A 22,623-nucleotide genomic window follows, 5' to 3' on the forward strand; every position below is an offset into this window, starting at 1 on the left:
CTGGTCTCCGTTGTCAGCTTTGTCCGTTATCGCCTTGTAGAAACGCAAGTAGCTCCTGCTCGGCACGCTCCGCGCCTAACCTCACTGCGGCAGTGAGATGATCACAGGAGCTGATGTTCTCGACACAGATGGAAAAAATTTCCAGCCTGCGGGGCAATGCCCCCAGCACTCTGCCCAAGTCGATCGCTTCTCTGAGGTTAAAACCGTGGCTGGAGGTCGTGCAGTTACTGGGCGCGATAATATCGGCCAGGCCATCGGCTCGGATTAGTTCGCCCGATTTTTGCTCATCGGACAAAATCGCATCTACCAGGCAAACCTGACGATCTTTCCAATGCCCCACAAGGGTTACCATGTCATTGCCGCTCTCCAGAAAATCTGCGCTTCCTTTTAATTGGCTGCGCAGCTTGTCGAGCAGATAGGGCCCCACACCATCGTCTCCCCGGAAGCGATTGCCAAGGCTGACCAGCAGCCAGCGCTCAGGAGATTCTTTTTGGCTCATGTTGCAAATGTAGCTGCAGGAAATGGGTTGAGCAGGAAATACAGGGGTCATAATTGCGAATGGCGCGCTCACATAAACCCTGTAATTGTTGCTCGGGCAGGTGCATGAATTTTGGCAGCATCAGGCGTAGATCATCTTCGATAGTTTTTTGATTTTGAGAGGTGGGAGCGACGATCTTGGCAAAAGTAATTTTGCCTTGCTCATTCATGGCGTAGCGGTGATAGAGCAATCCGCGGGGGGCCTCGGTAGCGGCACAGCCACTAGCCGCTCTAGGTTCTACAGCCAGGTAGGGTTCATCGGGGGGTTGAAACGTATCGATAAGGCGCAGTGCCTCTTCCAGGGCGTAGAGTACCTCCAGGCTGCGCACCACAATACTTTTGAAGGGATTATTGCAGGGGCCTCGGAAACCCAACGCCTCGGCAAGGCTTCTCACTTCTCCTGAGAGTTGGGGGTAGTTGAGGTTGTAGCGCGCCATGGGCCCGACAAGGTAGGCGCCCCGCTCGATCAATATACTGTGCAATGCCGTACTGTGCGGTACCTGCTGTTCGCGAAAGTGTTTTTCGTAGTCCTGTACCGAAATATCCAGCCCGCGACTGGAAACAATACGCCCCTCATTCATGGGGTATTCACTGGGGTTGGACAGGGCGACGCATTCATAGGATTGCTCACAATGGGGAAATGGCAGACCCGCCGCCCAACGCGTCATGAGTTCTGCCAGAGTATGGGCTTCTAACAATTGGGGACGCAGTGCTTGAAAGGACTCCAGGCCGGGCACTCGATAAAAGCCCCCTACGCGCACGTTGATTGGGTGGACCTCCCTACCCCCAAGCAGACGCACCAACGCATTTCCAGTTTTTTTGATTTCCAACGCTCTCTGTACAACCTCTGGGTGGTCTTTGGCCATGGCCACGGCATTGGGATAGCCGAGAAAGTCCGGTGCATGCAACATGCTGATATGCAGCATATGGCTTTCGATCCACTCTCCACAGTAGAGCAAGCGGCGCAAATTTCTCAGGGGTTCTGTAGGAACCAGACCCAGCGCGTTCTCCATGGCGTGCAGCGCGCTCATTTGATAGGCCACTGGGCAAATGCCGCAAATACGGGCGGTGATATCCGGTGCTTCGGTGTAATCGCGCCCCCGCAAAAAGGCTTCAAAGAAGCGTGGGGGTTCAAAGATCTTTAATTGCACTTCGTGCACACCATGATCGTCGTAGCGTATATAGAGCGCACCCTCGCCTTCAACGCGTGCCAAATAATCGACTTTGATGGTTTTACTTTTATCGGCCATTAGTTGCTCTACCCGTTAGGATTTTCCCTTTTGGCGATGCTCTCTATCTTGACTAATTTCTTTAAAATGAGGTGATAACCCATTGAAATTACGCAGATTTTCAATGACGGTTGATCTGTCTGCTCCTAAATTTTGTTCCCACCAGTGACACAGGGATTCACCATTAGGGTTCTCCTTCGGGCCATAGCAGGCATAGCAACCGCGGTTGTAACTAGGGCAAAGCGCGCCACAACCGGCGTGGGTTACCGGTCCCATGCAGGGGGTGCCGTGGGCTACCCATACACAGACATTGTTCTTAAGTTTGCATTCGATACATACTGAATGACTGGAAACCTGAGGTGCACGAGAATTCAGAAAAGCACTGATGACCTCTAACAGTTGCAGTTTGTTGATCGGGCAGCCCTGCAGCTCGAAGTCCACTGGCACATGGGCGGCAATGGGGGTGGACTCTTTTAGGGTGTGGATATAAGAGGGCTCGGCGTAAACCACAGAAGTAAACTCGACGACATCGGCAAAATTGCGCAGTGCCTGGATACCGCCGGCAGTGGCACAGGCGCCAATACTTACCAGGAACTTTGACTGACGCCGCACCTCCTGAATTCTCAACAGGTCGGCGGGCGTCGTAATTGAGCCCTCCACCAGGGAGATATCGTAGGGCCCCTCCTCCACCTTACTGGAGGCCTCCATAAAATAGGCGATCTCCACTTCCTGCCCCAACAGCAACAGCTCATCCTCACAGTCCAACAAGCTGAGTTGGCAGCCATCACAGGAGGTGAATTTCCAGACCGCCAGTTTGGGTTTGTGGGGCTGCCGGCTTATAAGCTGCGAATCTGCAGCCATGGGCGAATATCCTCATAGCAAAAAACAGGGCCATCCTTACAAATAAAGTTTGGACCCCACTGGCAGTGTCCGCAGAGGCCGATGGCGCATTTCATATTGCGCTCCATCGAAAGATAGATAGAGGACTCTGGCACACCTTTGCGCACCAAAACCTGGATACAAAAGCGCATCATAATTTCAGGGCCGCACAGAAATGCTACCGAATTGGCGCCATCTATTTGTGTAGCCTGTAGTGGATCGGTAATCACACCGATATGCCCAGGCCAGGAGCCATCACCGTGATCTACCGAAGTCTCAAGCTCGAGCTGGGTGCTCCATTGAGCGAGCTCCTCTCTATACAGCAATTCACTTGGGCGCCTGGCACCATAAAAGAGACGCACCTCGCGTGCGGTAAGTCGCTCCCGCCGCGCCGCATAGATTACTGGGCGCAACGGCGCCAGTCCGAGACCGCCGGCAATAATCAAAAGATCTTTGCCAGCGGCAGTATCTAGAGGCCAACCGATGCCGAAAGGCCCCCTTACACCTAAAGTGTCTCCCTCCTGTAGGCGCTCTAGGGCCCGGGTGACATTCCCCTGGGCGCGAATGGTATGGATGAGCTTGCCGTCCTCGCTCCCCAGTCCACTAAAGGAAATGGCGGATTCTCCGGTACCAAAGGCGTACAACATATTGAACTGACCGGGAGCAAAATTCATCGGTGGCTTATGCCGCCTACCGTTCTTAGCTTCCAGCTGCAATGTGAAAGTCCCCGGATATTCCACGCGCCGCTGGCACACCCGGTAAACGGAGGGGATCATGTTGGGTGGCCCTGGTGATCTGGGCCGTAAATATCCAGCAATTGAATACGTGCGGACTGCAGCCGTTCAGTAGCAATTCGCGCAAAGCGCTTCATCAGCTCAAAACCCAGTTTAGGTTCCTGTTCGCATTTATTGCGCAAGCATTCCCCGCCCAGGCGCAGGCTGCGAACATCTTCCATGGCGCGGGCATCAAAAGCAGAGATATAGGGAGGAAACAGCCAGGACCACCCGAAAATATCACCGCCATGGAGTGTGAGCAGGCACAGGGGGCCGCGATTGGGAACAAAAGTCTCTACTGCTACCCGGCCACTGCGAATTAGGAAAAAGTGGTTTGCCTGACTATTTTCCCGCGCCAGGTAGTCGCCCTTGTGATAAATACAGTTCTCACCGCAGGAAGCCAGAAACTGCAGATCACTCTCTGCCAAACCTTGAAAGAAAGGATGCTCGTGAAGAAGATCGGCAATGGTCTTCATGGTGACTCCTGGCTGGGCGTCTGTTTTTGATCCAAGGCTCGGATATTTCGGACCTCTTCGGTGAGGTCGATACCCACAGGGCACCAAGTGATGCAGCGACCACAGCCCACGCAACCAGAGCTGTCAAATTGGTCGTGCCAGCTGGCCAGTTTGTGAGTCATCCATTGCCGGTAGCGTGACCGGGTATCGGCGCGTACGGAGCCGCCGGTAATATGACTGAGATCTGCTGTAAAGCAGGAATCCCAACGCTCCCAGCGCTCAGCATGTTCGCCACTGAGATCGGTGGTGTCCTCAACGGTGGAGCAAAAACAGGTTGGACAGGCCATGGTGCAGTTGGCACAAGATAGACAGCGATCAGCGACCTTATCCCAGTTCGGGCTATCGAGGTTTCTATAGAGTAGCTCTTTCAAATCTGAGCTATCGAACTGGCGTGGTCCACGCCGCATTTCCTCCTCAAGGCGCTTCACCTTACATTTAGCCAGTTTACTTTCCCCCTCACTTGCTGGAAGCAATGGGAGTTGCTCAATAATTTCCTTACCGGCATCCGAGCCACTGCTGATCAGAAAAAAGTGCTCCCCGGCTTCAATCACCTCTGTCAAGGTGAGATCGCTGGGCAAAGTGACCTCTGGACCGGTATTCATCGAAGTACAAAAGCAGGTATCTGCTGCCGAGGTGCAATTCACCGCAACGGTAAACAACTGTTTCCGCCTTTGGTGGTAACTCTCACTGGGATATTCCCCCTGGCACAGGATACGATCCTGGATAGCAATGGCGTGCAGCTCACAGCTTCGAACTCCCAGGAATGCCTGCTTTGGGGCTGAATCCTGAATCTCAACGATTTCTATGGTTTGATGTTGCTTGGAGACCTTCCATATGGGCCGGCGGGGTAATTGCAGGTATTTCTTCCAGGAGTGAGGCCCTACGGCATAGCCAAAGTAAGCTTCATCTTCCCGGCGCTTAACTCGGTACTGCCCAGCCTGCTGCTCATCGGTCCAGCCTTGAGGCAGATTTGAGAGTGAGTGAACTTCGCCGTATGTGATGGCTCCATCGGTCAATCTGGGCCCGTACAGCAGGTATCCTCTATCACGGATTGCTTGTATAAGGCACTCCAGATCGGGCGCTTGTAGCCGATAATCCATAGTGCTTAATGCTCAATAATAAAACATGCAGCTTGGTAGCCGATAGCGGCTTTGTTAATCAGTGTAGTGTTAAAGCAGAAGTGTTTTTCAACACTGGGTTACAGGCATAAGGGAAGAAAGTCGTATTGTTATTTTCTTCTGTTTAAGAGCATTGATGACGACAGTTTTTAGGCAGTCCTTTTTATCATGCTAGACATTACAGATTATTAATAAAAGTATGAAGACGCGCCCCTGTAGCACATTAGAAAACAACAATGGTTGCCTTTGTAACAATCTTGCCGGTCCCACAACTGTATATTGAGAGCCAAGCTCCGCAGTAAGAATGCAAGTTGCAGGTGTCACTCATTAGTGCCTCTTTGATATAGTGAGCAGATAGCTGCTAATAGCCATTGTTTTATCTGTTTAACGGATTTTAAAACTGGAGATTCAGGTTGAGTCAACATAATGAAGAAGTGCCTGACATGGAAACCCCTCCGTTAGCCAAAGGGTGGATGCGTTGGCTATGGGGGGCCGTGGCTTGTTTCTTTATGCTTGTCGGAATTATTGGTGCCATCCTGCCTGGGTTACCCTCTGCCGTATTTATTGTTGTTGGTGCCTGGGCGGCCTCTAAAAGCTCTGAACGGCTGCATCAATGGATTGAGGAACATCACTTATTTGGTCACCTATTAAGAACCTGGCGTAGTGGTTACATCAGTAGGAGAACCAAACTACTGGCTACGCTGACCATGGCACTTTCTATGGCTCTTGCAGTTCATCACATTTCCAATCTGTATTTACTTTTTTTCGCTGTTGGCGGCATCGGTTGTGGGCTAATCTGGATTTGGAGTCGGCCTGAGCCAACGGGGTGATGGTCAAGGTGGCCTTTAGTATTTAATAAACGGGCGAAAAAAAAGAATGATTCCGTGAAGTGGAAATGCATTAAACCTGTAACTTATGTCACCAAAGGTTAAAACCTGACTTTGCGTTTATCGTCACAGAAATTTACCACCTAATAGGTATTGCCCCGATTTTTCCTCGGTTTTTCTGTATTCAAACAGTATGAATTTGACTAAAAACAAGAGTTTTCAGGTTGATTTCGCATTGTTATGAAAATGGGGATTGAATTAGTTGACTTTGCCTGGGATCAGAATATCCTCTGCGCCCTCTCGTTGATTGAGGCGCCCACTAATAGGCTCCTTCTTCGGGAAGCTTCAAGGATCTTGTGTTAGTAACATAAGCTTTATTGAACTGCAAAGTAATAACAATAGGGATGTTTCATGCAGGAACTCTACCGGGCCCCAGAGAGTGCTCTTGGTAATGAATCTTTAATCTACAAGCCAAGTGTACTCTGGAAGGTATTGTTTTTTCTTCTGGTTCCGATAGAAGTGATCTCTCAGTATGAAGCCTTTGCTTACAATGAATACAATCAGTCGATCTGGTGGTTGATAGCGAGCCTGATCATCTATACCACTTATTTTGTGGGTTTCTTTGGGTTGGCTTTTGCCAAAAAAATTGGCAGCGCGAGGTTTTGGTCGTTTTTCCTTCCTGTGATCATTGCCACCGATATCTATGAATTGGGGACTGTGATCATCACAATGAATATGGCGGTATTAAAAAACCAAATGGCTGTATTAATGATTACACCATTAGCCCTATTTCTTTGGTTTATTATTTTTAGGTATCGTAAAATTTTTCGGTATATAAAGTAAAAGTTGCCTTTTTAATCGGCAATTTAGTTGCGGGGTTTATGTTGTTAGTAATGAGTCTATGCCCCAATGTTAACAGCCCCTACAAAATTAATGTCCCTGTTGTGAAAGTTGCTATTAGGCTGCATGAGTTTTCAAAAGGGACTCAGCTTTACATAAAAATTTTTAACCGGCTTGCTTTTAGATTCCTCTGAAAAATTGGTACATACTCCCCATTCATTTTTAACCTAAGTATGTATGACGTGCCTATCTTGGAGCTCATTAGCAGGGCCTCTTTTCTTGTATTTTCAAGAGCACCTAAAGTAAGATTTGGAATCTACTTGCATAACATTCAAGTAGATTTGTTATAAATATATTTTTAGTGAGTGGAGTACATGAAAGGGATTCTTTTTTGTCTGTTTTTTGCTTTGATGTCTTTCGATATTCAAGCAAATTCTATAAGCGACGTTACTTTCCATGGTGCAATACCTAATGATGGTATAGATGATACTCTTGCATTTAATGCTGCGATAAAAAAATCAACAGGTGTTGTATATGTGCCAGCCGGGGAATATAACCTCTCCTCCCGGCTAAATTTCAATTCCCATACCCAAGGATTAAAAGGAGATGGGATGGGTATTACATCGCTTATTTGGAATTCAGGCAGTGGTATATATTTTAAACCACCAAAAGGGTTTGATGGCGTTGCTCTTTTACAAGGAGTATCTCTCATAACAAAAGCATCTGACTCTGGAAATGCCTTTCAATATGATGGGGAGAGCTATTTATCGAGTGGTATAATTCAACCACGTACTCGAGCAAAAATTATCGTCCGTGATGTCGAGGCATATGGTCATGATGGTGTTAATAGTGATGGCTGGAATTATGGGCTGATAATTGATAATTCGCTTGGAGCAATGATAAGTGGCTATCGATTTTCAGGACGTAACTCAGGTGATTCACCTATGAGTGATGCGGGTATTTTGATGCGCGGCAGTGGTAAGCCTGTTGAAATCACTATCTCAGAAACATCTATTTACCATGCCAAATCAGCCATTTCAGTATATGACCATGAAGGTCTTTTTGTTGAGAATTCCAATTTAGTGGCTGTTAATGAGGGGGTTCGTATGGAGACAAGAGTCGCTAGCACGAAGCCTCAGCTAAATATTAGCGATAGCCATATAAACTGCAGAACTTCGTGCGTCATTGCAAATGACATAAATGACGTTAGTGTTAAAAACAATCTTTTTTATCTGCGAAAAACAGCAGAAAAAAATGGTTTCGGTGTAAAACTTACAGGGAATGGTGTTAGATTTAATATTTCAGGTAATACTTTTGCCAACACCTCACCAAAGTACAATTTTGACTTGGTGTATTCCTCATCTGATTACGGATTAATCAGCAATAATATTTTTAATAATGGCAATCGAGGTACTGCTATTTGGCTTGGGGTTGGCAGTTCAAATGTTAAAGGGATGGGTAATCTATGTTATAGATGTGGCTCAAGAGTCTATAACCAAGGAGATGCCACTAATTCGATTACTTTTTTAAACTAAGCCATTAACAATAAATGCTTGGCCTGGCAATCTTTATCATATCAATAGTGAAGTGATTCTGTCAGGTCTAGATTAAATGATACTTTTATCACGACCTATAGAGGGTTAATAACTTCCGTGGCCAGGAAAGTAAAGACTAAGATTTTTTATAATTAATATATAGAGTCCATTCTTCACAGCTGATGATTAGAAATTATTGATAGTAAGTTTACTTCCCCCCCCAATGATGAAATAGTCACGGTGTAGACAGCCTCAGAGAGGGTGTGGCCCTAAAGTCAGCTTAGACCTTTGTCCCCTAGGCTAGTATGCTGTATAACCATACAGCCTTTCTGCCACAGCAGACCAACGCTAACCATTTGCCCCCATATTATGGCCGCCACTATCGAGCTAGCTCCTGACTACTATTTGACCAATTTCCGGGCCTTGGTTGATTTTGTAGTGTCCCGCTACAAGCAGCTGCTTTCCCCTGCTGAGCTTAACTTTTATCGTGAGTTCTGCGAGCTCAATGTTGACGGTCAGTGCCTTTATGTTCGGCTGCTATCCCGTAAGGGTATTCCATCATCTTTGGGGGCACTGTTCAGAGAGGGGAAACTGTCTTACAGAGAAATTGACGATCTTGGTGAGGCCATTGACTCTCTTTGCGCTGCTGGTTTTTTAAAAAGGAATCCACCCCTGGCAGACCGCGAACTTATAGCGCTGTTTACCAAGGCGGAACTGTTCTCAGCGGGACCTGCTGGCCTACGCAAGTCCCTAAAACGGGGAGAGTTAGAGGAAGCTTTATTGGCGGCCTCCTTTGAATGGCGAGAACGGTTAATGGCCGATGAGGCATTGCTTGCAGTTCAAAGGGCCGAGTGCTTTCAAACCTTTCAGCTTTGTTTTTTTGGCAATCTGAACCAGAGCCTTACGGAATACGTACTGAAGGACCTGGGGTTATACCGATATGAGCCCTACCCATTAGATAGTCACCAGCTGCCCTTCCAGAGTCGAGAGCAGATTGAGCAATACTTACTCTATTATAGCTGCCTTGAACAAGCTGAGGAGGTACTCTCTGGTGATGCTGGTGGAATCCATAAACTGACTGGTCAACTACCCACTGGCATTCCTGGAGATTTGACTCTGGCCAGGCGAGTAGATCGTCTACGCCTGAAGCTGGCGCGACAACTGGAAAGACTGGATAAGTTGGAAGCTGCAGAGAGACTCTATCAGGATTGTGAGCAGCCGCCTGCCCGTGAACGCCGGACGAGAATTGCCGCAAAGCGTGGTAATTTCGATCAGGCGCTTTCCCTATGCCGTGAAATTCTCGAATCTCCCCTCAATGAAGCCGAACGATGTTTTGCCGAGAGTTTTGGGTATCGCACGGCCAAGCGCATAGGCTGTGCTCAAGCTTGGAAGAATCCCCAGCCTTATCAGCCACCGCAAGAAATATTTACCCTACCCCAGACCCCAGAAAGGGTAGAAATTCTGGCAGCTGCGGAAGTGGCAAGGCAGGAAGAAGGTGTTTGCCACTATGTAGAGAACAGTCTATTCAATGGGGTACTGGGTCTCTATATCTGGGACATTCTATTTGCTTCAGTGCCAGGTGCCTTTTATAACCACTTCCAAATAGCCCCCAGTGATTTCCGTAGCCCAAATTTTTACTCATCACGCCAGAGCTTGTTTGCATCGAGACTGTCAGAGCTTTGTCAAAGCTCGCTAAAGCTGCGGGTTATGCAAACCTACCGTGAAAAACAGGGTATTGCCAATCCTCTGGTAGCCTGGGAAGCACTATCCCTGGAACTGCTGGAGCTGACCCTGGATCGTATTCCTGCAGAACATTGGCACGTACTATTTCAACGTTTACTCAGTGATATCAATCATCACCGCAATGGCCTGCCAGATCTGATTCTGTTTCCCAAAAAAGGAAGTTATGAGTTGTTGGAGGTCAAGGGCCCCGGTGATCGTCTCCAGCAAAACCAGCAGCGCTGGCTGACGTTCTTTGCCACTCACAATATTCCCCACCGGGTGATACATGTGGAATGGTTACAGCCTTGAGGGGTAAGCCTACAGTTGCAGGGCTACTGGCGGAGCCTACTGAGGAGCATGACACCTCCGCAAGCGCCTCTACCCTAAAGTTATCTGTGGGTGAATTAGTGGCTTTCTCTTGCCGCAGAGGGGATTTGATCCATATCGGCGGGCCAGGCCCAACCGCCCAGGAGGGCATTCGCGCTCACCAAAAACTGCAAAAACGTCGCCCCAAAGGCGCAGAAGCGGAATACCGTTTACAGGTTCGGCTGGAGTGCTCAGGCCAGGATATCCTCTTGGAGGGACGGGTCGATATCCTTCACCCGCAAGCTGACTTGCACCAGCCGGCACAACTGGATGAAATCAAAACCACCTATTGCCATCCAGGTAAGCTTCCCGAGACCACCCGCCTATACCATTGGGCTCAGCTTAAAATTTACGGTTTCTGCTATTTGCTACAGCAGCGCCAAAAAGGGAGTTCGGTTGAAGAGGTCTCACTGCAGATGGTCTGGTACAACCTCAAAGAGAAAAAGTCCTACCCGGAGCAAAGCCTGTTCAACTGGGAGGCTTTGGAAAGTTTTGCTGGAGATGCCCTCAGTCTGTATATCCATTGGCATAGGTCCTGGCAAGCGCATCGGCAACAAGTGATTCAAACAGCAAAAAGCCTCTCATTCCCCTTCCCTGATTACAGACCCGGTCAGCGCCAGCTGGCGGTATCCGCTTATCGCTGCCTTAGGGATGCAGGACAACTGGTTGTGGAGGCGCCCACTGGTATTGGCAAAACCATTAGTACACTGTTCCCCGCTATCAAAGCCCTTGGTGAGGAAAAGCTGGACCAGCTGCTATACCTCACGGCGAAAAACTCTGGCAGGCAGGTGGTGCGAGAGACTATCGCTAAGCTACATGGAGTTGGGCTAAAGCTTTCACTACTGGAGCTAAGTGCGCGTGATAAGACCTGCGCTTGTAAACTGGGTTTGTGTAGTCGCGATGATGAAGGCACCTGTCCTCGCACACAGGGCTTTTACGACCGCCTGCCGCAAGCGCGCAAACAACTGCTGGGGCAACACTGGATCACACCGGAAGCGCTCGCGAAGGTTGCAGATCAGTGGCATCTGTGCCCTTTTGAGTTGTCCTTGCAAATGCTGCCCTGGGCGGATTTGGTGGTCTGTGACTTCAATTACGTCTTTGATCCCTTGGTGCATATTTCCACACTACAAGATCCGCGTTACAAGCGCGCACTATTAGTAGATGAAGCGCACAACTTAAGCGAGCGGGCACGGGAAATGTACAGCGCTAGCTTGAGCCGCAGGGATAGTCGCCGCGCGGCCTTGGCCTGTAAAAGCAACCACCCACAGTTGTACCGGCGTATCCAATCCCTGGTACGCGCACTTGCTCAATGGAGCAAACGGTTTCAAGAGCAAAACCTCTATAAGGAAATACGCTCAAGCCAAAATGTACAAGCCTGGTGTAGCCCGCTGGATTCCGAAGAGGATCGCCCTGCAACTGTAACTCGCGCTACCCAGAAGGTACTAGATGCACTGAGTGAATTATCTGAACAGGAAAAATTTCCCCCTGAAGAGATCGGGGAATGGTTGAAAAGTCTTTATCGATATGACTGCATAGAACAAATAACTTCACATCAACACCAAGCCCTGACCCGTGTAATTGATCGGGACGCCCCCTGGCAGGAACACCAGCTAAAGCTGATATGTATGAATGCCGCGGGTTTCCTACAAGAATCTTGCGCCCAGTTTCATGGAGCTATTTTCTTCTCAGCCACCCTACGCCCCACACAGTTTGTCACTGAACAGCTTGGGATTGAGCCAGAAACGCCTTACTTGATGCTGCCATCACCTTTTGAGCCTTCCCACCAGGGGGTTTTTCTTTGCCCTTTTGTGGATACCCGCTATCAGGCTCGGAAAAGTGCACTCCCAGCACTAGTGGACTTGATTGCCCGAGTTTACTTCAGCCGTCCTGGCAATTACCTGGTGTTTTTCCCCTCTTACCACTTTCTGCAAATGGTCGTAGAACGTTTCCAGCAGGATTATCCGGAAATACAGCAGCTACAACAGACGCCAGGCGCCAGTGATCGCGAAAGAGAAGCCTTCCTGACCTCGTTTAGTGAGGGTGCACAGAGCCTGGGTTTTGCCATTATGGGCGGCATTTTTGCTGAGGGCGTTGATTTTGTAGGGGAGAAATTGATTGGCACAATTATCGTAGGTACCGGTCTTCCCCAAGTAAATGAAGAGCAAGAGCTGCTACGACAGTCGGCGGAGCACCCACAGACCCTCTCAGCGGTCAATGGGTTTGATATTGCCTACCGCTATCCCGGCATGACTCGGGTATTGCAGACAGCGGGAAGAGTGATTCGTACAGAGTCAGATCGGGGCGTGATTATTTTAGCTGACTACCGTTTTGCGGATATGTTTTATCAAAACCTTTACCCCAAACATTGGCAAATCCAAACAAGTAAGAGTGGTGAACAACTTTCACAGCAATTAAGCTGTTTTTGGATGCAGCAACGCTTGAACGCGTGTAACGTAGAATAAATATATCGTTTGAATTTAAAAGTGTATCTAACTAATGCCATTATAAGCGAAGTTAAATATTGGATGGTTATATCGAATTGACGCCGCCACTAGCAATGTCCTTCCATTCCACATCGTACTTAATATTGGTTTTTACTTGCCCATAAAGCCTACCATACCCTTTTCACAATAATTTTATAGGGCAGTTATTTTCTATTTCCGTCAAATCAAGCTCGCTACTTGGTAATATTCCCGCTGCTATTTTGAAGGCTATCGGTAAAGCAGATTTGGCAAATTAAATATAGTTAGTATTAACAAAGCGGCTATGAAACGGTTATCAATTCCTGCGGCAAGTGTTAAAAGGCAAAGTGAATTCAATCATAGCAATGGATAAATTACGCCCCGATCTTTCGAGCTACCCGATGGATAGGCTATGATACGCACTGTCCATTAGTTATTTGAACATTAGCGCGAAAGGGATAATAGTGCAGTGCGAGAAAGTTTGTTTACTACTGATCGTTTAATATTTAGGGAATGGAGAGATTCAGATCTCTCTATGATTCAAAAGGTATATGGCGATAGTGAGGCAATGCAATGGGTTGGGGATGGAAATACATTAAGTTATGAGGAATCTAAGGCATGGCTGAAAGTCACCCATAAAAACTATATGAGCCGTGGCTACGGTATGTTCGCTGTAGAATTAAAAAATATTTTAGAGGTTGTTGGTTTCTGCGGTATTGTCCACCCTAATGACCAAGTTGATCCCGAAATTAAATATGCATTTTCCCGAGAGTACTGGGGACAAGGCATAGCGACCGAAGCAGTGGTTGGGTTGATTGACTACGCCACAATAACTTTTGGCATTGACAAATTCATTGCGACTATTGCGCCTGAAAATATTGCTTCAGAACGTGTTTTACTAAAAGCAGGAATGCTGCCAAGGGGTATATGTAATGACAATGAGGGTATTCCGACAAAGTGTTTTTATTTAAATGCTCAGCCCTCTGTCTAAAAAGGCTTACCAAGTGGGCAATATCTATAAAGTTGTCACTAAAAACCCGTTTAAAACCCCTGTGATTTCACAGGGGCAATAGGAGTGGCTAACTGCTCAGTTAAAATGTCGTATCAACTTCTGGTTCACAAACTCTTTGATGCCCAGCTCACCCAGTTCACGGCCGTAACCGGATTTTTTTACACCACCCATTGGCATACTCGCATAGCTTGAGGCCACATGATTGACGAAGGCAGTACCACATTCGAGTTTTTCAGCTACACGCTGCCCCCTCTCGTGATCCTTGGTATAGACCGATCCTCCCAGGCCAAAGCGGCTATCGTTAGCCATCTCAATAGCTGCCTTCTCATCTTTTACCACCCAGACGCAAGCGATGGGTCCAAAGAGTTCCTCCTCGGCCGCAGGTGAGCCTGCCGGTATATCGGTTAGAATACCCGGCTCAACAAACGCTCCGTTGCGCTTCCCGCCTACTAGCAAATGAGCCCCGGCTTTCACTGACTCACTGACCTGCTCTTCTAGTTGCTCCGCAGCTTTTTCGGTGCACAAGGGCCCGTAATCTGTGGTGTCCTCAAGGGGGTCACCCGGTTTCAATTGTTCAAACAGTTTGGTGACTCGGCCAAGGAATTCATCGGCAATAGGCTCCGTCAGGATGATTCTCTTTGCCGCCAAGCAGATTTGGCCGCAATTTCCAAGCTTACCTTCCACAAATCGCTCAACAGTCAAATCCATATCTGCATCTTCGAGTACGATAAATGGGTCCACACCACCGAGTTCCATCACGGTTTTCTTCACGTTGCGCCCTGCCTGCTCAGCAACCTTTGCGCCCGCTGCATTGCTGCCTGTAAAAGATATCCCTTTTACCCGATCATCATCGATAATTGGTGCGGCACCTGCGGAAGTAATTGGCAAGTTGGTGTAGACCCCCTTGGGCACACCGGCATCGAATAACAGTTGCTCAAATGCCTCAGCACACTGGGGAACATTTGAGGCGTGTTTCGTTAGAACTACATTGCCGGCGATTAAGTTGGCTGCGGTAAAGCGGGAAGGCTGGTAGAAAGGAAAGTTCCACGGTTGGATACCATAGACAACACCGAGGGGTTGAAATACCAGCGTGCCCTCCCCCTCCCGGGTAGAAAGATGTTGCGGAGCCAAAATCTTCTCACCTTCCTCGGCATAATAAGCAAAAATCTCTGCGCAGAGCGCTAATTCGCCAAGCCCATCGTTAACCTTCTTGCCCATCTCCTGTGCCATTAATTTGGCGAGTTCATCGGCACGCTCCTCGAATAGCTGACCAGCGCGCCTGAGTATTGTTGCTCGCTCACTAAAGCTTCGTTTACTCCACTCCACGAAAGCGTTATCCGCTCGGCCAATAGCTTTATCGAGCTCATCTGGAGTCATCTCATGAAAAGTCTTTAAGGTTTCACCGTTTAATGGATTGATAGAGATCAGAGGGCGCTTGGACTTAACCATAGTTAGACTCCCGGTGAATTACCGATTTTGACAGGCAAGATAAAACTGCCACAGGCAGAAGTAGGTGTAAAAGCTCTAAGGGCTCTTGATTCGATTTTCCACAATAAGCAACTTCAGGGTATTTAGAGTCACCAAAGGCTTAGCAAAAGGAGCTTTTAGGTGCCTGGCCAAAGTGTAGCCGTTTATTCGGGGGCCCGATCAGGTAATCCTCTTGTAGAGCAGGTCGAGCTTGTAATAGTATCCCGGGCAAATTCCAGTCATCCGTTCTCACCTAAGCTAGCTATGGTAGCAACCCGAAAATTTTATCGCCGTGGACCGGATGTGCGCGGTAGTGAGCAGGTATCCTTTGTCGATGTTCGCAGGCGTTTTGGCTTTAGATCTATAGCCATTGGCCGCTGGGTGACTGCTGAGGAGCGCGATCGCGCAGCAAGGTTGTTTTATGATGCGCTTTCCGACTTAATGGTCATACTGCAGGGGCCCGAAACATTGATTTCCCTGCGCGGGAACCTCTCTTTTCAATACGGTATTGGTGGCCGCCCTGGAGTCTCCGCATTTTATGACCCTTCAGCCAAGTCGTTTTCCCTGGCTAAAAATGCCGGTCCAGGAGCTATTGCCCATGAGTGGTTTCATGCACTGGATCACTATCTTGCGCAAAAAGTATTTAGCGACACTTCGAGTAGCATGTATGCCTCTGAGGCCTGGCTACGCGATGCAACCCCGGTACCCCACCCTCTGAATGACCTGCTTTTTGCATGCTTTAAAACGGTGATGCTGGATGAAGGTGGCAATAACCCAAGTGAACTGGTGAAAGCTTCTGTTAACGTCGATAAAGTAAATGGCTCTATTTATTACAGCCAGCCAGTAGAACTTTGTGCCAGGGCTTTTGAGGCCTTTATTCAGGATTCCAGTATCAATAATAATTTTTTGGTTGCAGGCTCTAAAGCCAGCCAGGAGGCAAAACTAGGCTTATATCCGCAGGGTCAGCAGCGTCTAAGAATTAATCAGGCTTTTACGGCTTATTTTTCCTGCTTGGGAAATAGCCTCTGGTCATTAATGCGAGCCAATCAGTAATATTGACTTGCTTGTATTAACTAGAAGATTCGTCGTCCTTACTTTAAGAGTTTGATTTTATCTTCCAGATGCGTTTTGAATTGATACAGATGAATGGCGTCAAGAAAGCAATGATTTACCTCAGTATGTAATGAGGTCATAAGTCGGTTGGCTTGTTGTTGGTACTTACCCCAGGCAATAAAAGGTATCCCTGGATCACAGTTTTCTTGTTGGACCGGTTTCACTTGCATGCTTGAAAAGTCACCCCAGGGGTAGCAGGTGATATTCAAAATATCGTAGCGATCCATAAATGTATTTACGGGGAGGTATTCTGATTGATCTTTTGAGAGTTGTTTTGCTTTTTTGACGAAGTCAATGAGGTGCGTTTCCATTTCAGCCATGACAAGCCTAAAGAGATCATCATCTTTATTCAAATCAGTGAACAGCGGATGCAAGATATCGAACTCAAAGGGTTGACCATCAACTACCCTATGCCTAAATCCGGCTATCTCATTTGCGGTTTGAGTAACAAGAAAAATAAGGCTGTAATAAAAAGATATTGTATTTTTCTTACAAAAAAAGGCTAACTCCGTGACATCTAGAGGCTGGGTTAAACTTAAACGGGTCGATCCAGCACTACCCATAAAGAATTTAAAGTGGTCCCCTCTATTCCAGCTTTCAATATCTATAGGTGTGGCGGGCATCTTCATTCCTGGTAATCATTGTGTCCCAATATTCAAGAGAATGTTAATAATCTATCTTGACTTCTCATTCGCTCAAGGGGAGTAAAATCAGCTATAGGTTGTTCACAATTAGAGTTCGCGATTGATTAAATCGCAGTCCATTGCTTCATAAAGGCCCGATGGACGGCAGGGATTGAGGAGATTGCTTTAAACGATAACCATAAAAGGGATTTTGCCATGGGATTTGCGGAAGAAATTAAATGCCTTGCCAACTCAGTTTTCTTCACCACAGCTTTACCTGCTGCATGGCGTAACCGCGAGTATTCATCAACGCTCCCGTTAGTGATTGCCATTGCTGCAGCAATCGCATCCGCCATACCAAGATTCATACCCTTCCCACCAACAGGAGAATGACAATGAGCAGCATCCCCTGCCAGTAAAATCCGGCCCTTACGGTAAGATTCGGCCTGCCGTATTGAGATTTTGAAGGCTGCTGTTCGTCGAACGTTGGTGATATCCAAGGGCAGTTTTATTGCTGATAGAGCATCTTCTGTCGAGGATGCGATGCGTGCGCGGTGCTTCTCGATTGGTAATATCAGGGAAAACTGGTTATCAGGCCCATAGAGATCCAAAGTGATCTCTTCTGGATCGAAGTCACCCGCCAAATCCACATCTGCAATGGACCATTTGCTGGGTAAGTCTATTCCCGGATAGGGGATTTTCAACTGTTCGCGGGTTGCTGATTGGATGCCATCGGCAGCTATCACCCAGTCGAATGAGTCGCTGGTATTATTGGAAAAACTAACCAATGCGCTGTCTTGCGTGGTACTTATGCCGGTAACTGAGAGCCCATACTCAACCTCAACACCTTTGCCGGATAGCACATCACGCAGGATTCCCTCGGTACGGTTTTGCGGCAAACCGAGCGGCACCCTCTTCCTGAATTCATTGCCACTGTTATCCAGATAAACGAGGGTCCTCTCATCGCGTAAAATATGCATTTTCTTGAGGGGCATGGCTTCAGCAAGGAGTGGATCTGCAGCACCCAGCTCGCCCAAAGCCTCTATAGTCGCAGGCATAATGCCAACGGCTCGGGAGAGTTCCGAGGGCGCATTTTTACGCTCAACAATACGACAATTCATCCCCTTGTAGGCTAAAGCGTTTGCAGCAGTTAACCCGGTGGGGCCGGCACCAATAACCAGAATGTCCATATTCACCACTTACAATCTATGAAGAGGTGCTCGAGGCAGCAGTACATGCTAGCGCCTCCGCTCAACTACAAAGAGCAATTGCTGCAAGCTTAGACAACTTTGACATGGGGCTCAGCAACCTGGGGTAGAACCGGTTGCTGATATCCACAAAGGGGGGGTACTAGGGTGTTTCTCTCCCAGGCTTTTCCGCTGAATCAGCTACTTCGCCATACCCCAAGGAAGAGCTTGACTTATCCATAGCTGCTCCCTGCCTGTCTAAAACACCGATATCCAGAACAGGGGAGGCATCAATATGCTGGGCATCCATCATCTGGGCTACACGCTGGAGCGAAGCAATGATCATACTCTGCTCCCAATCCTTCAGGTCACCAAATTGGCGGGCGAATTGATCTTGAAGCGGGATAGGTGCATCTCTCAGTGTTTCCGCAGCTTGATCTGTGAGGTAAGCATGCACTTTACGCTTATCTGATTGAGAGCGCTGGCGATAGACAAGCCCCCTTTTCTCAAGGCGATCCAAGATGTTGGTCACTGTAGCTTGGCTGAGGCTCACTTCGTTGGCCAGTTCACCGATGGTGACTTCGCCCTTATTTCTAATGGCCTGTAACAATAACACCTGGGGAGCGGTCAGGCCTGTTGTTTTGGCCAGGTGCTTGGAGTGTAAATCTGTGGCTCTTATTACACGCCGAAGGGCCACTAGCACTTGTTCAATACTGTTCAAAGCTACCTCTCAATCTAAGAATCAGGGCGATTGGGCGGATTATATAACCCTATATCCCAATTACTAAACGCTTATGGTTCTTCCAGGAAAATATCTACAGCACTAAACAATTGCCAAGAACATACCCCTTCGTTTGGAACCCTGAATTACGAAAATCCACCATTCATAGGCGCTTCTGCCCATTTCCAGGACTTTTACCCAATAAATTTGCCCATTTTTAGGGCGGATATTGTGATCAGATTCTCTTCACCCACTAGATTTTATATTTGGTTTGTGTACGATATTTAGCGTTCTAAGTATTTGGTTGTGGTTTTTTACGAAAAAAAACCAAAATAAGTATGAATAATGATCCATCTGTACACTTATCACTCACCAAAATACTTAGAGGTGAAACTATGGGTTGTCGTATAGGAAGTTATTTTGTCTAGTCCAGAAAATATTTTTTTGAGGCCACCATCCCTGGAGGATGGTATGGCTGTTCACAAATTAATCGACAGCTGCCCACCCTTGGATGCCAACTCAAGCTATTGCAACCTCCTCCAGTGCAGTCACTTTGCCGATACTTCAGTGATCGCAGAAGAAGGTGATGAGAAGTTGGGGTTTATCTCCGGATACTTGATTCCAGGTCGTACAGACACTCTGTTTATTTGGCAGGTTGCCGTGGCGGAAAAGGCAAGAGGGCTGGGGCTAGCCTCTATCATGCTCAGAAATATCATCGAACGCCCCCAATGCAGGTCGGTGAGATTTATCGAGACAACGATCACTGAACACAACCTTCCCTCCTGGGCCCTCTTCCAGAGCGCTGCAGAGAAGCTCTCCGCAGGCCTCCAATCCTCCCCTTGGATGGATTCCCAGACTCACTTTGATGGTCTGCATGACTCCGAAACCTGTGTGCGTATCGGGCCTATTGCTCAAACAACAATTTAAAAAAAGAGAGAAGAATGAAAATCTTTGATGAGATTGAATCTGAAGTACAAAGTTATGCCCGCTCCTTTCCGCGAGTGTTCAATCGTGCAAAAGGCGAACTCATGTGGGATGAGGAGGGAAATCAATATCTGGATTTTCTGGCAGGCGCTGGCACTCTCAATTATGGACACAACAACCCGCTGTTTAAGCAAGTTCTGCAGGATTACATTCAGAGTGATGGCATTACCCATGGTTTGGATATGCACACCAAAGCCAAGGGCGAGTTCCTGCAAGCGCTTAACGATAAAATTCTCAAGCCACGCAATATGGAATACGTGGTTCAGTTTACTGGTCCAACCGGGACAAATGCGGTTGAAGCTGCAATGAAAATTGCCCGCAATGTCACCGGGCAGCAAAACATTGTGACTTTTACCAATGGTTTTCACGGTGTGAGTTTGGGCTCCCTGGCAGCTACGGGCAACTCTCATCACAGGGATGCAGCAGGGGTTAGCTTGAATGGCACTCATCGCATGCCCTATGACAACTATCTTGGCAAAAATATCGATACTACAGAGTATCTCGACAAGGTGCTTGCAGACTCCAGTAGCGGGATCAATTCTCCCGCGGCGATTATCGTCGAAACCGTTCAGGGTGAAGGAGGTATCAATGCGGCCAGTATCGAGTGGTTGAGAAACCTACAAGCTGTCTGTAAAAAACACGGGCTGCTCTTTATCGTCGATGATATTCAGGCTGGCTGTGGCCGCACTGGAAATTTTTTCAGTTTCGAAGAAGCAGGTATCGAGCCTGACATTATTACCCTTTCCAAGTCACTCAGTGGCTACGGGCTGCCCTTTGCCCTGGTTTTAATGAAGCCCGAATTAGACCAATGGAAACCTGGTGAGCACAACGGCACATTTCGTGGTAACAACCTGGCTTTTGTTACGGCCAAAGCGGCAATTGATCACTATTGGTCAGATGATAACTTTTCGCGGGAAATCAAACGTAAAGGGAAGTACATCTCCGAGCGGTTGGGAAGTATTGTCAGTCAATATGGTGAGGGTAACTTCACCACTAAAGGTCGCGGCATGTTCCAAGGTATTGATTGTGTGAGTGGCGAACTTGCAGAAAAGATTACCAAACTCGCCTTTAAGCAGGGGTTAATCATTGAAACTAGTGGCGCAGATGATCAAATCGTTAAGCTACTCTGCCCTCTGGTCATCACTGACCAGAACCTTAAGAAAGGTATCGACATTATTGAATCAGCAATTCGAGAAGTTTGTGCTGGAGAGCAGGATATCCCTGAGGAAAGAGTCTATTTCGAGGCCTGCTAGACCCAATTGTATCCAAAACTCAATGATCCAGCTGGAAAGCTAAGCCTGCTGATAACCAGGCTATATAGTTACACATACAACATAACGGAATATTCATGATTGTTAGAAATCTACAAGAAGCCAAAAAATCAAACCGAAGAATCGTCTCGCCGGATGGCAATTGGGAGAGTACACGCCTACTTTTAAAGGATGATGGCGTTGGTTTTTCCTTCCACATCACCACAATATACACCGGTGCTGACTTCCAAATGCACTATCAAAACCACCTGGAAGCAGTTTACTGCGTTTCCGGCAGAGGAGAGGTGGAGACGATGGATGATGGGAAAAAGCACCCTATCGAGCCTGGAACCATCTATGTCCTCGACAAACATGATCGGCACACTTTGAGGGCATTTGAAGAAATGACCATGGCCTGTGTGTTTAACCCTCCTTTAAATGGAAAGGAGGTACACAATTCTGAGGGCGCATATGAACTAGAAGCCGACCCCATTGAATAGGTAGTCAATTACAGGACAGCAGCTGAAATGAAGTACCTGCTAGAACGCATCCATTCGCTCAGAAATGATATGTACCCCTCCAGAAAACGAGGAGTCGCAGGTCGAGTAACACGGCGTAGAGATCCAGTAGTTTACGGTGGGCCAAATCCCCCTCCCCCGCTGGATCTTGAGCAGGTGGATGCCTACAGGCAGCAGGGATATATCGTTCTTGAAAATGTATTTTCTGAGAGGGAGGTTCAGGTCTTTCAAAAAGAGCTGAATACCCTCAAGGAAGACAATGACATCCGCAGCTCTGATGAACTCATTACGGAGTTAGAAAGTGAAGAGGTGCGCTCGATATTTCGAATTCATGAACGCAGCAGCCTATTCAGGAAGCTTTCAAGGGATAACCGGATATCAAATATCGCAAGATATATTTTGGATGATGAGGTTTATATCCATCAATCTCGGGCGAACTATAAACCTGGATTTCGTGGCAAGGATTTCTATTGGCATTCTGACTTTGAAACTTGGCATGTCGAGGATGGAATGCCGCGCATGCGCGCTCTCAGTGTATCCGTAATCTTAACCGAAAGCCGGAATTACAACGGCCCATTAATGCTCATTCCAAAGTCCCACCATCACTACATCGGCTGTGATGGTGAAACCCCTGAGGGGCATTATTTAAGCTCTTTGAAAAAACAAGAGCTCGGAATTCCATCAGATGATCATCTATGCAGGCTGGTATCTGAAGGGGGCATAATATCTGTTACAGGCAAACCCGGTAGTTTAGTCGTGTTTGATTGCAACCTGATGCACGGCTCCAGCAGCAATATTAGCCCATACCCGAGATCCAACTTGTTTTTTGTCTTTAATGCATTGAGCAATAAGGTAGAAGACCCATTTTGTAGCCTCCCACCACGGCCAGAACATATCTGCACGAGGAAATCGATTTCTATTATCTGATATGAAACTCAATCCAGT

21 protein-coding genes are annotated in these 22,623 nt (G+C 47.6%); 11 read left to right on the plus strand and 10 right to left on the minus strand.

All coding sequences use genetic code 11. From position 1 onward, the window contains the following. Window positions 1-13 precede the first annotated feature (13 nt). From ACJJIV_RS00310 to ACJJIV_RS00335, 6 genes are read right to left on the minus strand one after another with little or no spacing between them, the layout of a single operon-like run. Window positions 14-499: a hydrogenase maturation protease gene (locus ACJJIV_RS00310; RefSeq protein WP_444890307.1), complete on the minus strand. Its 486-nt coding sequence runs from the start codon at window positions 497-499 to the stop codon at window positions 14-16. Then, on the minus strand, window positions 477-1,787 hold the full coding sequence (locus tag ACJJIV_RS00315; RefSeq protein ID WP_444890308.1) for a Ni/Fe hydrogenase subunit alpha: 1,311 nt from the start codon (window positions 1,785-1,787) through the stop codon (window positions 477-479). Before ACJJIV_RS00315 ends, ACJJIV_RS00310 begins: the two co-directional genes overlap by 23 nt. A 15-nt stretch (window positions 1,788-1,802) precedes the next feature. Beyond that, the gene (locus tag ACJJIV_RS00320) at window positions 1,803-2,627 is read right to left on the minus strand and encodes an NADH-quinone oxidoreductase subunit B family protein (protein WP_444886182.1); all 825 of its coding nucleotides are present in this window, start codon (window positions 2,625-2,627) and stop codon (window positions 1,803-1,805) included. Further along, complete coding sequence (locus ACJJIV_RS00325) at window positions 2,603-3,421, minus strand: FAD/NAD(P)-binding protein (RefSeq protein WP_444890309.1); 819 nt, start codon at window positions 3,419-3,421, stop codon at window positions 2,603-2,605. The genes ACJJIV_RS00320 and ACJJIV_RS00325 overlap by 25 nt, the downstream gene beginning before the upstream one ends. Continuing rightward, a complete protein-coding gene (locus ACJJIV_RS00330) occupies window positions 3,418-3,894 on the minus strand; it encodes a cyclic nucleotide-binding domain-containing protein (protein ID WP_444884910.1) in 477 nt (158 codons plus the stop codon). Before ACJJIV_RS00330 ends, ACJJIV_RS00325 begins: the two co-directional genes overlap by 4 nt. Beyond that, window positions 3,891-5,033, minus strand: a complete 1,143-nt coding sequence (locus ACJJIV_RS00335) for a 4Fe-4S dicluster domain-containing protein (RefSeq protein WP_444890310.1) — start codon at window positions 5,031-5,033, stop codon at window positions 3,891-3,893. The genes ACJJIV_RS00330 and ACJJIV_RS00335 overlap by 4 nt, the downstream gene beginning before the upstream one ends. A gap of 431 nt (window positions 5,034-5,464) precedes the next feature. On the opposite strand from ACJJIV_RS00335, the gene ACJJIV_RS00340 reads away from it, so the two are divergent. The 6 genes from ACJJIV_RS00340 (at window position 5,465) to ACJJIV_RS00365 (ending at window position 13,794) form a co-directional block, all read left to right on the plus strand. Then, entirely contained in the window at window positions 5,465-5,881 is a 417-nt protein-coding gene (locus ACJJIV_RS00340) for a YbaN family protein (protein ID WP_444886180.1), read from the plus strand. Between the two features lie 408 nt (window positions 5,882-6,289). Then, complete coding sequence (locus ACJJIV_RS00345; protein WP_444890311.1) at window positions 6,290-6,721, plus strand: hypothetical protein; 432 nt, start codon at window positions 6,290-6,292, stop codon at window positions 6,719-6,721. Between the two features lie 371 nt (window positions 6,722-7,092). Further along, window positions 7,093-8,253 carry a glycosyl hydrolase family 28-related protein gene (locus ACJJIV_RS00350; RefSeq protein ID WP_444890312.1) on the plus strand — a complete coding sequence of 387 codons (1,161 nt, stop codon included), beginning with the start codon at window positions 7,093-7,095 and terminating at the stop codon, window positions 8,251-8,253. Window positions 8,254-8,691: 438 nt separating this feature from the next. Next, window positions 8,692-10,284: a VRR-NUC domain-containing protein gene (locus ACJJIV_RS00355; RefSeq protein ID WP_444890313.1), complete on the plus strand. Its 1,593-nt coding sequence runs from the start codon at window positions 8,692-8,694 to the stop codon at window positions 10,282-10,284. Next, a complete protein-coding gene (locus ACJJIV_RS00360; RefSeq protein ID WP_444890314.1) occupies window positions 10,269-12,803 on the plus strand; it encodes an ATP-dependent DNA helicase in 2,535 nt (844 codons plus the stop codon). Before ACJJIV_RS00355 ends, ACJJIV_RS00360 begins: the two co-directional genes overlap by 16 nt. Window positions 12,804-13,272: 469 nt before the next feature. After that, window positions 13,273-13,794, plus strand: a complete 522-nt coding sequence (locus ACJJIV_RS00365; RefSeq protein ID WP_444890315.1) for a GNAT family N-acetyltransferase — start codon at window positions 13,273-13,275, stop codon at window positions 13,792-13,794. Window positions 13,795-13,890: 96 nt separating this feature from the next. On the opposite strand, the gene ACJJIV_RS00370 is transcribed toward ACJJIV_RS00365, so the two are convergent. Beyond that, the gene (locus ACJJIV_RS00370) at window positions 13,891-15,264 is read right to left on the minus strand and encodes an NAD-dependent succinate-semialdehyde dehydrogenase (RefSeq protein WP_444886176.1); all 1,374 of its coding nucleotides are present in this window, start codon (window positions 15,262-15,264) and stop codon (window positions 13,891-13,893) included. Between the two features lie 159 nt (window positions 15,265-15,423). On the opposite strand from ACJJIV_RS00370, the gene ACJJIV_RS00375 reads away from it, so the two are divergent. Next, window positions 15,424-16,335 carry a CLCA_X family protein gene (locus tag ACJJIV_RS00375; protein WP_444890316.1) on the plus strand — a complete coding sequence of 304 codons (912 nt, stop codon included), beginning with the start codon at window positions 15,424-15,426 and terminating at the stop codon, window positions 16,333-16,335. A gap of 38 nt (window positions 16,336-16,373) precedes the next feature. On the opposite strand, the gene ACJJIV_RS00380 is transcribed toward ACJJIV_RS00375, so the two are convergent. From ACJJIV_RS00380 to ACJJIV_RS00390, 3 genes are all read right to left on the minus strand, one after another. After that, window positions 16,374-17,018 (minus strand): CatA-like O-acetyltransferase, encoded by a 645-nt coding sequence (locus ACJJIV_RS00380; RefSeq protein ID WP_444890317.1) that lies wholly within the window; start codon window positions 17,016-17,018, stop codon window positions 16,374-16,376. A gap of 125 nt (window positions 17,019-17,143) precedes the next feature. Further along, a complete protein-coding gene (locus tag ACJJIV_RS00385; protein WP_444890318.1) occupies window positions 17,144-18,208 on the minus strand; it encodes an FAD-dependent oxidoreductase in 1,065 nt (354 codons plus the stop codon). A gap of 160 nt (window positions 18,209-18,368) precedes the next feature. Next, on the minus strand, window positions 18,369-18,926 hold the full coding sequence (locus tag ACJJIV_RS00390) for a MarR family winged helix-turn-helix transcriptional regulator (protein ID WP_252085909.1): 558 nt from the start codon (window positions 18,924-18,926) through the stop codon (window positions 18,369-18,371). Window positions 18,927-19,370: 444 nt separating this feature from the next. Here ACJJIV_RS00390 and ectA point away from each other — a divergent pair, with 444 nt between their 5' ends. From ectA to thpD, 4 genes are all read left to right on the plus strand, one after another. Further along, complete coding sequence (gene ectA, locus ACJJIV_RS00395) at window positions 19,371-19,853, plus strand: diaminobutyrate acetyltransferase (RefSeq protein ID WP_444891740.1); 483 nt, start codon at window positions 19,371-19,373, stop codon at window positions 19,851-19,853. Window positions 19,854-19,867: 14 nt separating this feature from the next. Then, on the plus strand, window positions 19,868-21,163 hold the full coding sequence (ectB, locus tag ACJJIV_RS00400; RefSeq protein WP_252085907.1) for a diaminobutyrate--2-oxoglutarate transaminase: 1,296 nt from the start codon (window positions 19,868-19,870) through the stop codon (window positions 21,161-21,163). A gap of 95 nt (window positions 21,164-21,258) precedes the next feature. After that, window positions 21,259-21,660 (plus strand): ectoine synthase, encoded by a 402-nt coding sequence (locus tag ACJJIV_RS00405; protein WP_444886172.1) that lies wholly within the window; start codon window positions 21,259-21,261, stop codon window positions 21,658-21,660. Between the two features lie 27 nt (window positions 21,661-21,687). Next, complete coding sequence (gene thpD, locus ACJJIV_RS00410; RefSeq protein ID WP_444890319.1) at window positions 21,688-22,605, plus strand: ectoine hydroxylase; 918 nt, start codon at window positions 21,688-21,690, stop codon at window positions 22,603-22,605. Window positions 22,606-22,623: the final 18 nt, after the last annotated feature.

This window comes from Microbulbifer mixtoriginis (SeqCode), from assembly GCF_052466765.1.

Excerpts from the sequence above, each read along its gene's own strand:
- ACJJIV_RS00370 (WP_444886176.1), bottom strand. The coding sequence starts at position 15,264 with ATGGTTAAGTCCAAGCGCCCTCTGATCTCTATCAATCCATTAAACGGT.
- ACJJIV_RS00350 (WP_444890312.1), top strand. The coding sequence starts at position 7,093 with ATGAAAGGGATTCTTTTTTGTCTGTTTTTTGCTTTGATGTCTTTCGAT.
- ACJJIV_RS00360 (WP_444890314.1), top strand. The coding sequence starts at position 10,269 with ATGGTTACAGCCTTGAGGGGTAAGCCTACAGTTGCAGGGCTACTGGCG.
- ACJJIV_RS00380 (WP_444890317.1), bottom strand. The coding sequence starts at position 17,018 with ATGCCCGCCACACCTATAGATATTGAAAGCTGGAATAGAGGGGACCAC.
- thpD (WP_444890319.1), top strand. The coding sequence starts at position 21,688 with ATGAAGTACCTGCTAGAACGCATCCATTCGCTCAGAAATGATATGTAC.
- ACJJIV_RS00405 (WP_444886172.1), top strand. The coding sequence starts at position 21,259 with ATGATTGTTAGAAATCTACAAGAAGCCAAAAAATCAAACCGAAGAATC.
- ACJJIV_RS00335 (WP_444890310.1), bottom strand. The coding sequence starts at position 5,033 with ATGGATTATCGGCTACAAGCGCCCGATCTGGAGTGCCTTATACAAGCA.
- ACJJIV_RS00385 (WP_444890318.1), bottom strand. The coding sequence starts at position 18,208 with ATGGACATTCTGGTTATTGGTGCCGGCCCCACCGGGTTAACTGCTGCA.
- ectB (WP_252085907.1), top strand. The coding sequence starts at position 19,868 with ATGAAAATCTTTGATGAGATTGAATCTGAAGTACAAAGTTATGCCCGC.
- ACJJIV_RS00315 (WP_444890308.1), bottom strand. The coding sequence starts at position 1,787 with ATGGCCGATAAAAGTAAAACCATCAAAGTCGATTATTTGGCACGCGTT.
- ACJJIV_RS00325 (WP_444890309.1), bottom strand. The coding sequence starts at position 3,421 with ATGATCCCCTCCGTTTACCGGGTGTGCCAGCGGCGCGTGGAATATCCG.
- ACJJIV_RS00330 (WP_444884910.1), bottom strand. The coding sequence starts at position 3,894 with ATGAAGACCATTGCCGATCTTCTTCACGAGCATCCTTTCTTTCAAGGT.
- ACJJIV_RS00345 (WP_444890311.1), top strand. The coding sequence starts at position 6,290 with ATGCAGGAACTCTACCGGGCCCCAGAGAGTGCTCTTGGTAATGAATCT.
- ACJJIV_RS00310 (WP_444890307.1), bottom strand. The coding sequence starts at position 499 with ATGAGCCAAAAAGAATCTCCTGAGCGCTGGCTGCTGGTCAGCCTTGGC.
- ACJJIV_RS00320 (WP_444886182.1), bottom strand. The coding sequence starts at position 2,627 with ATGGCTGCAGATTCGCAGCTTATAAGCCGGCAGCCCCACAAACCCAAA.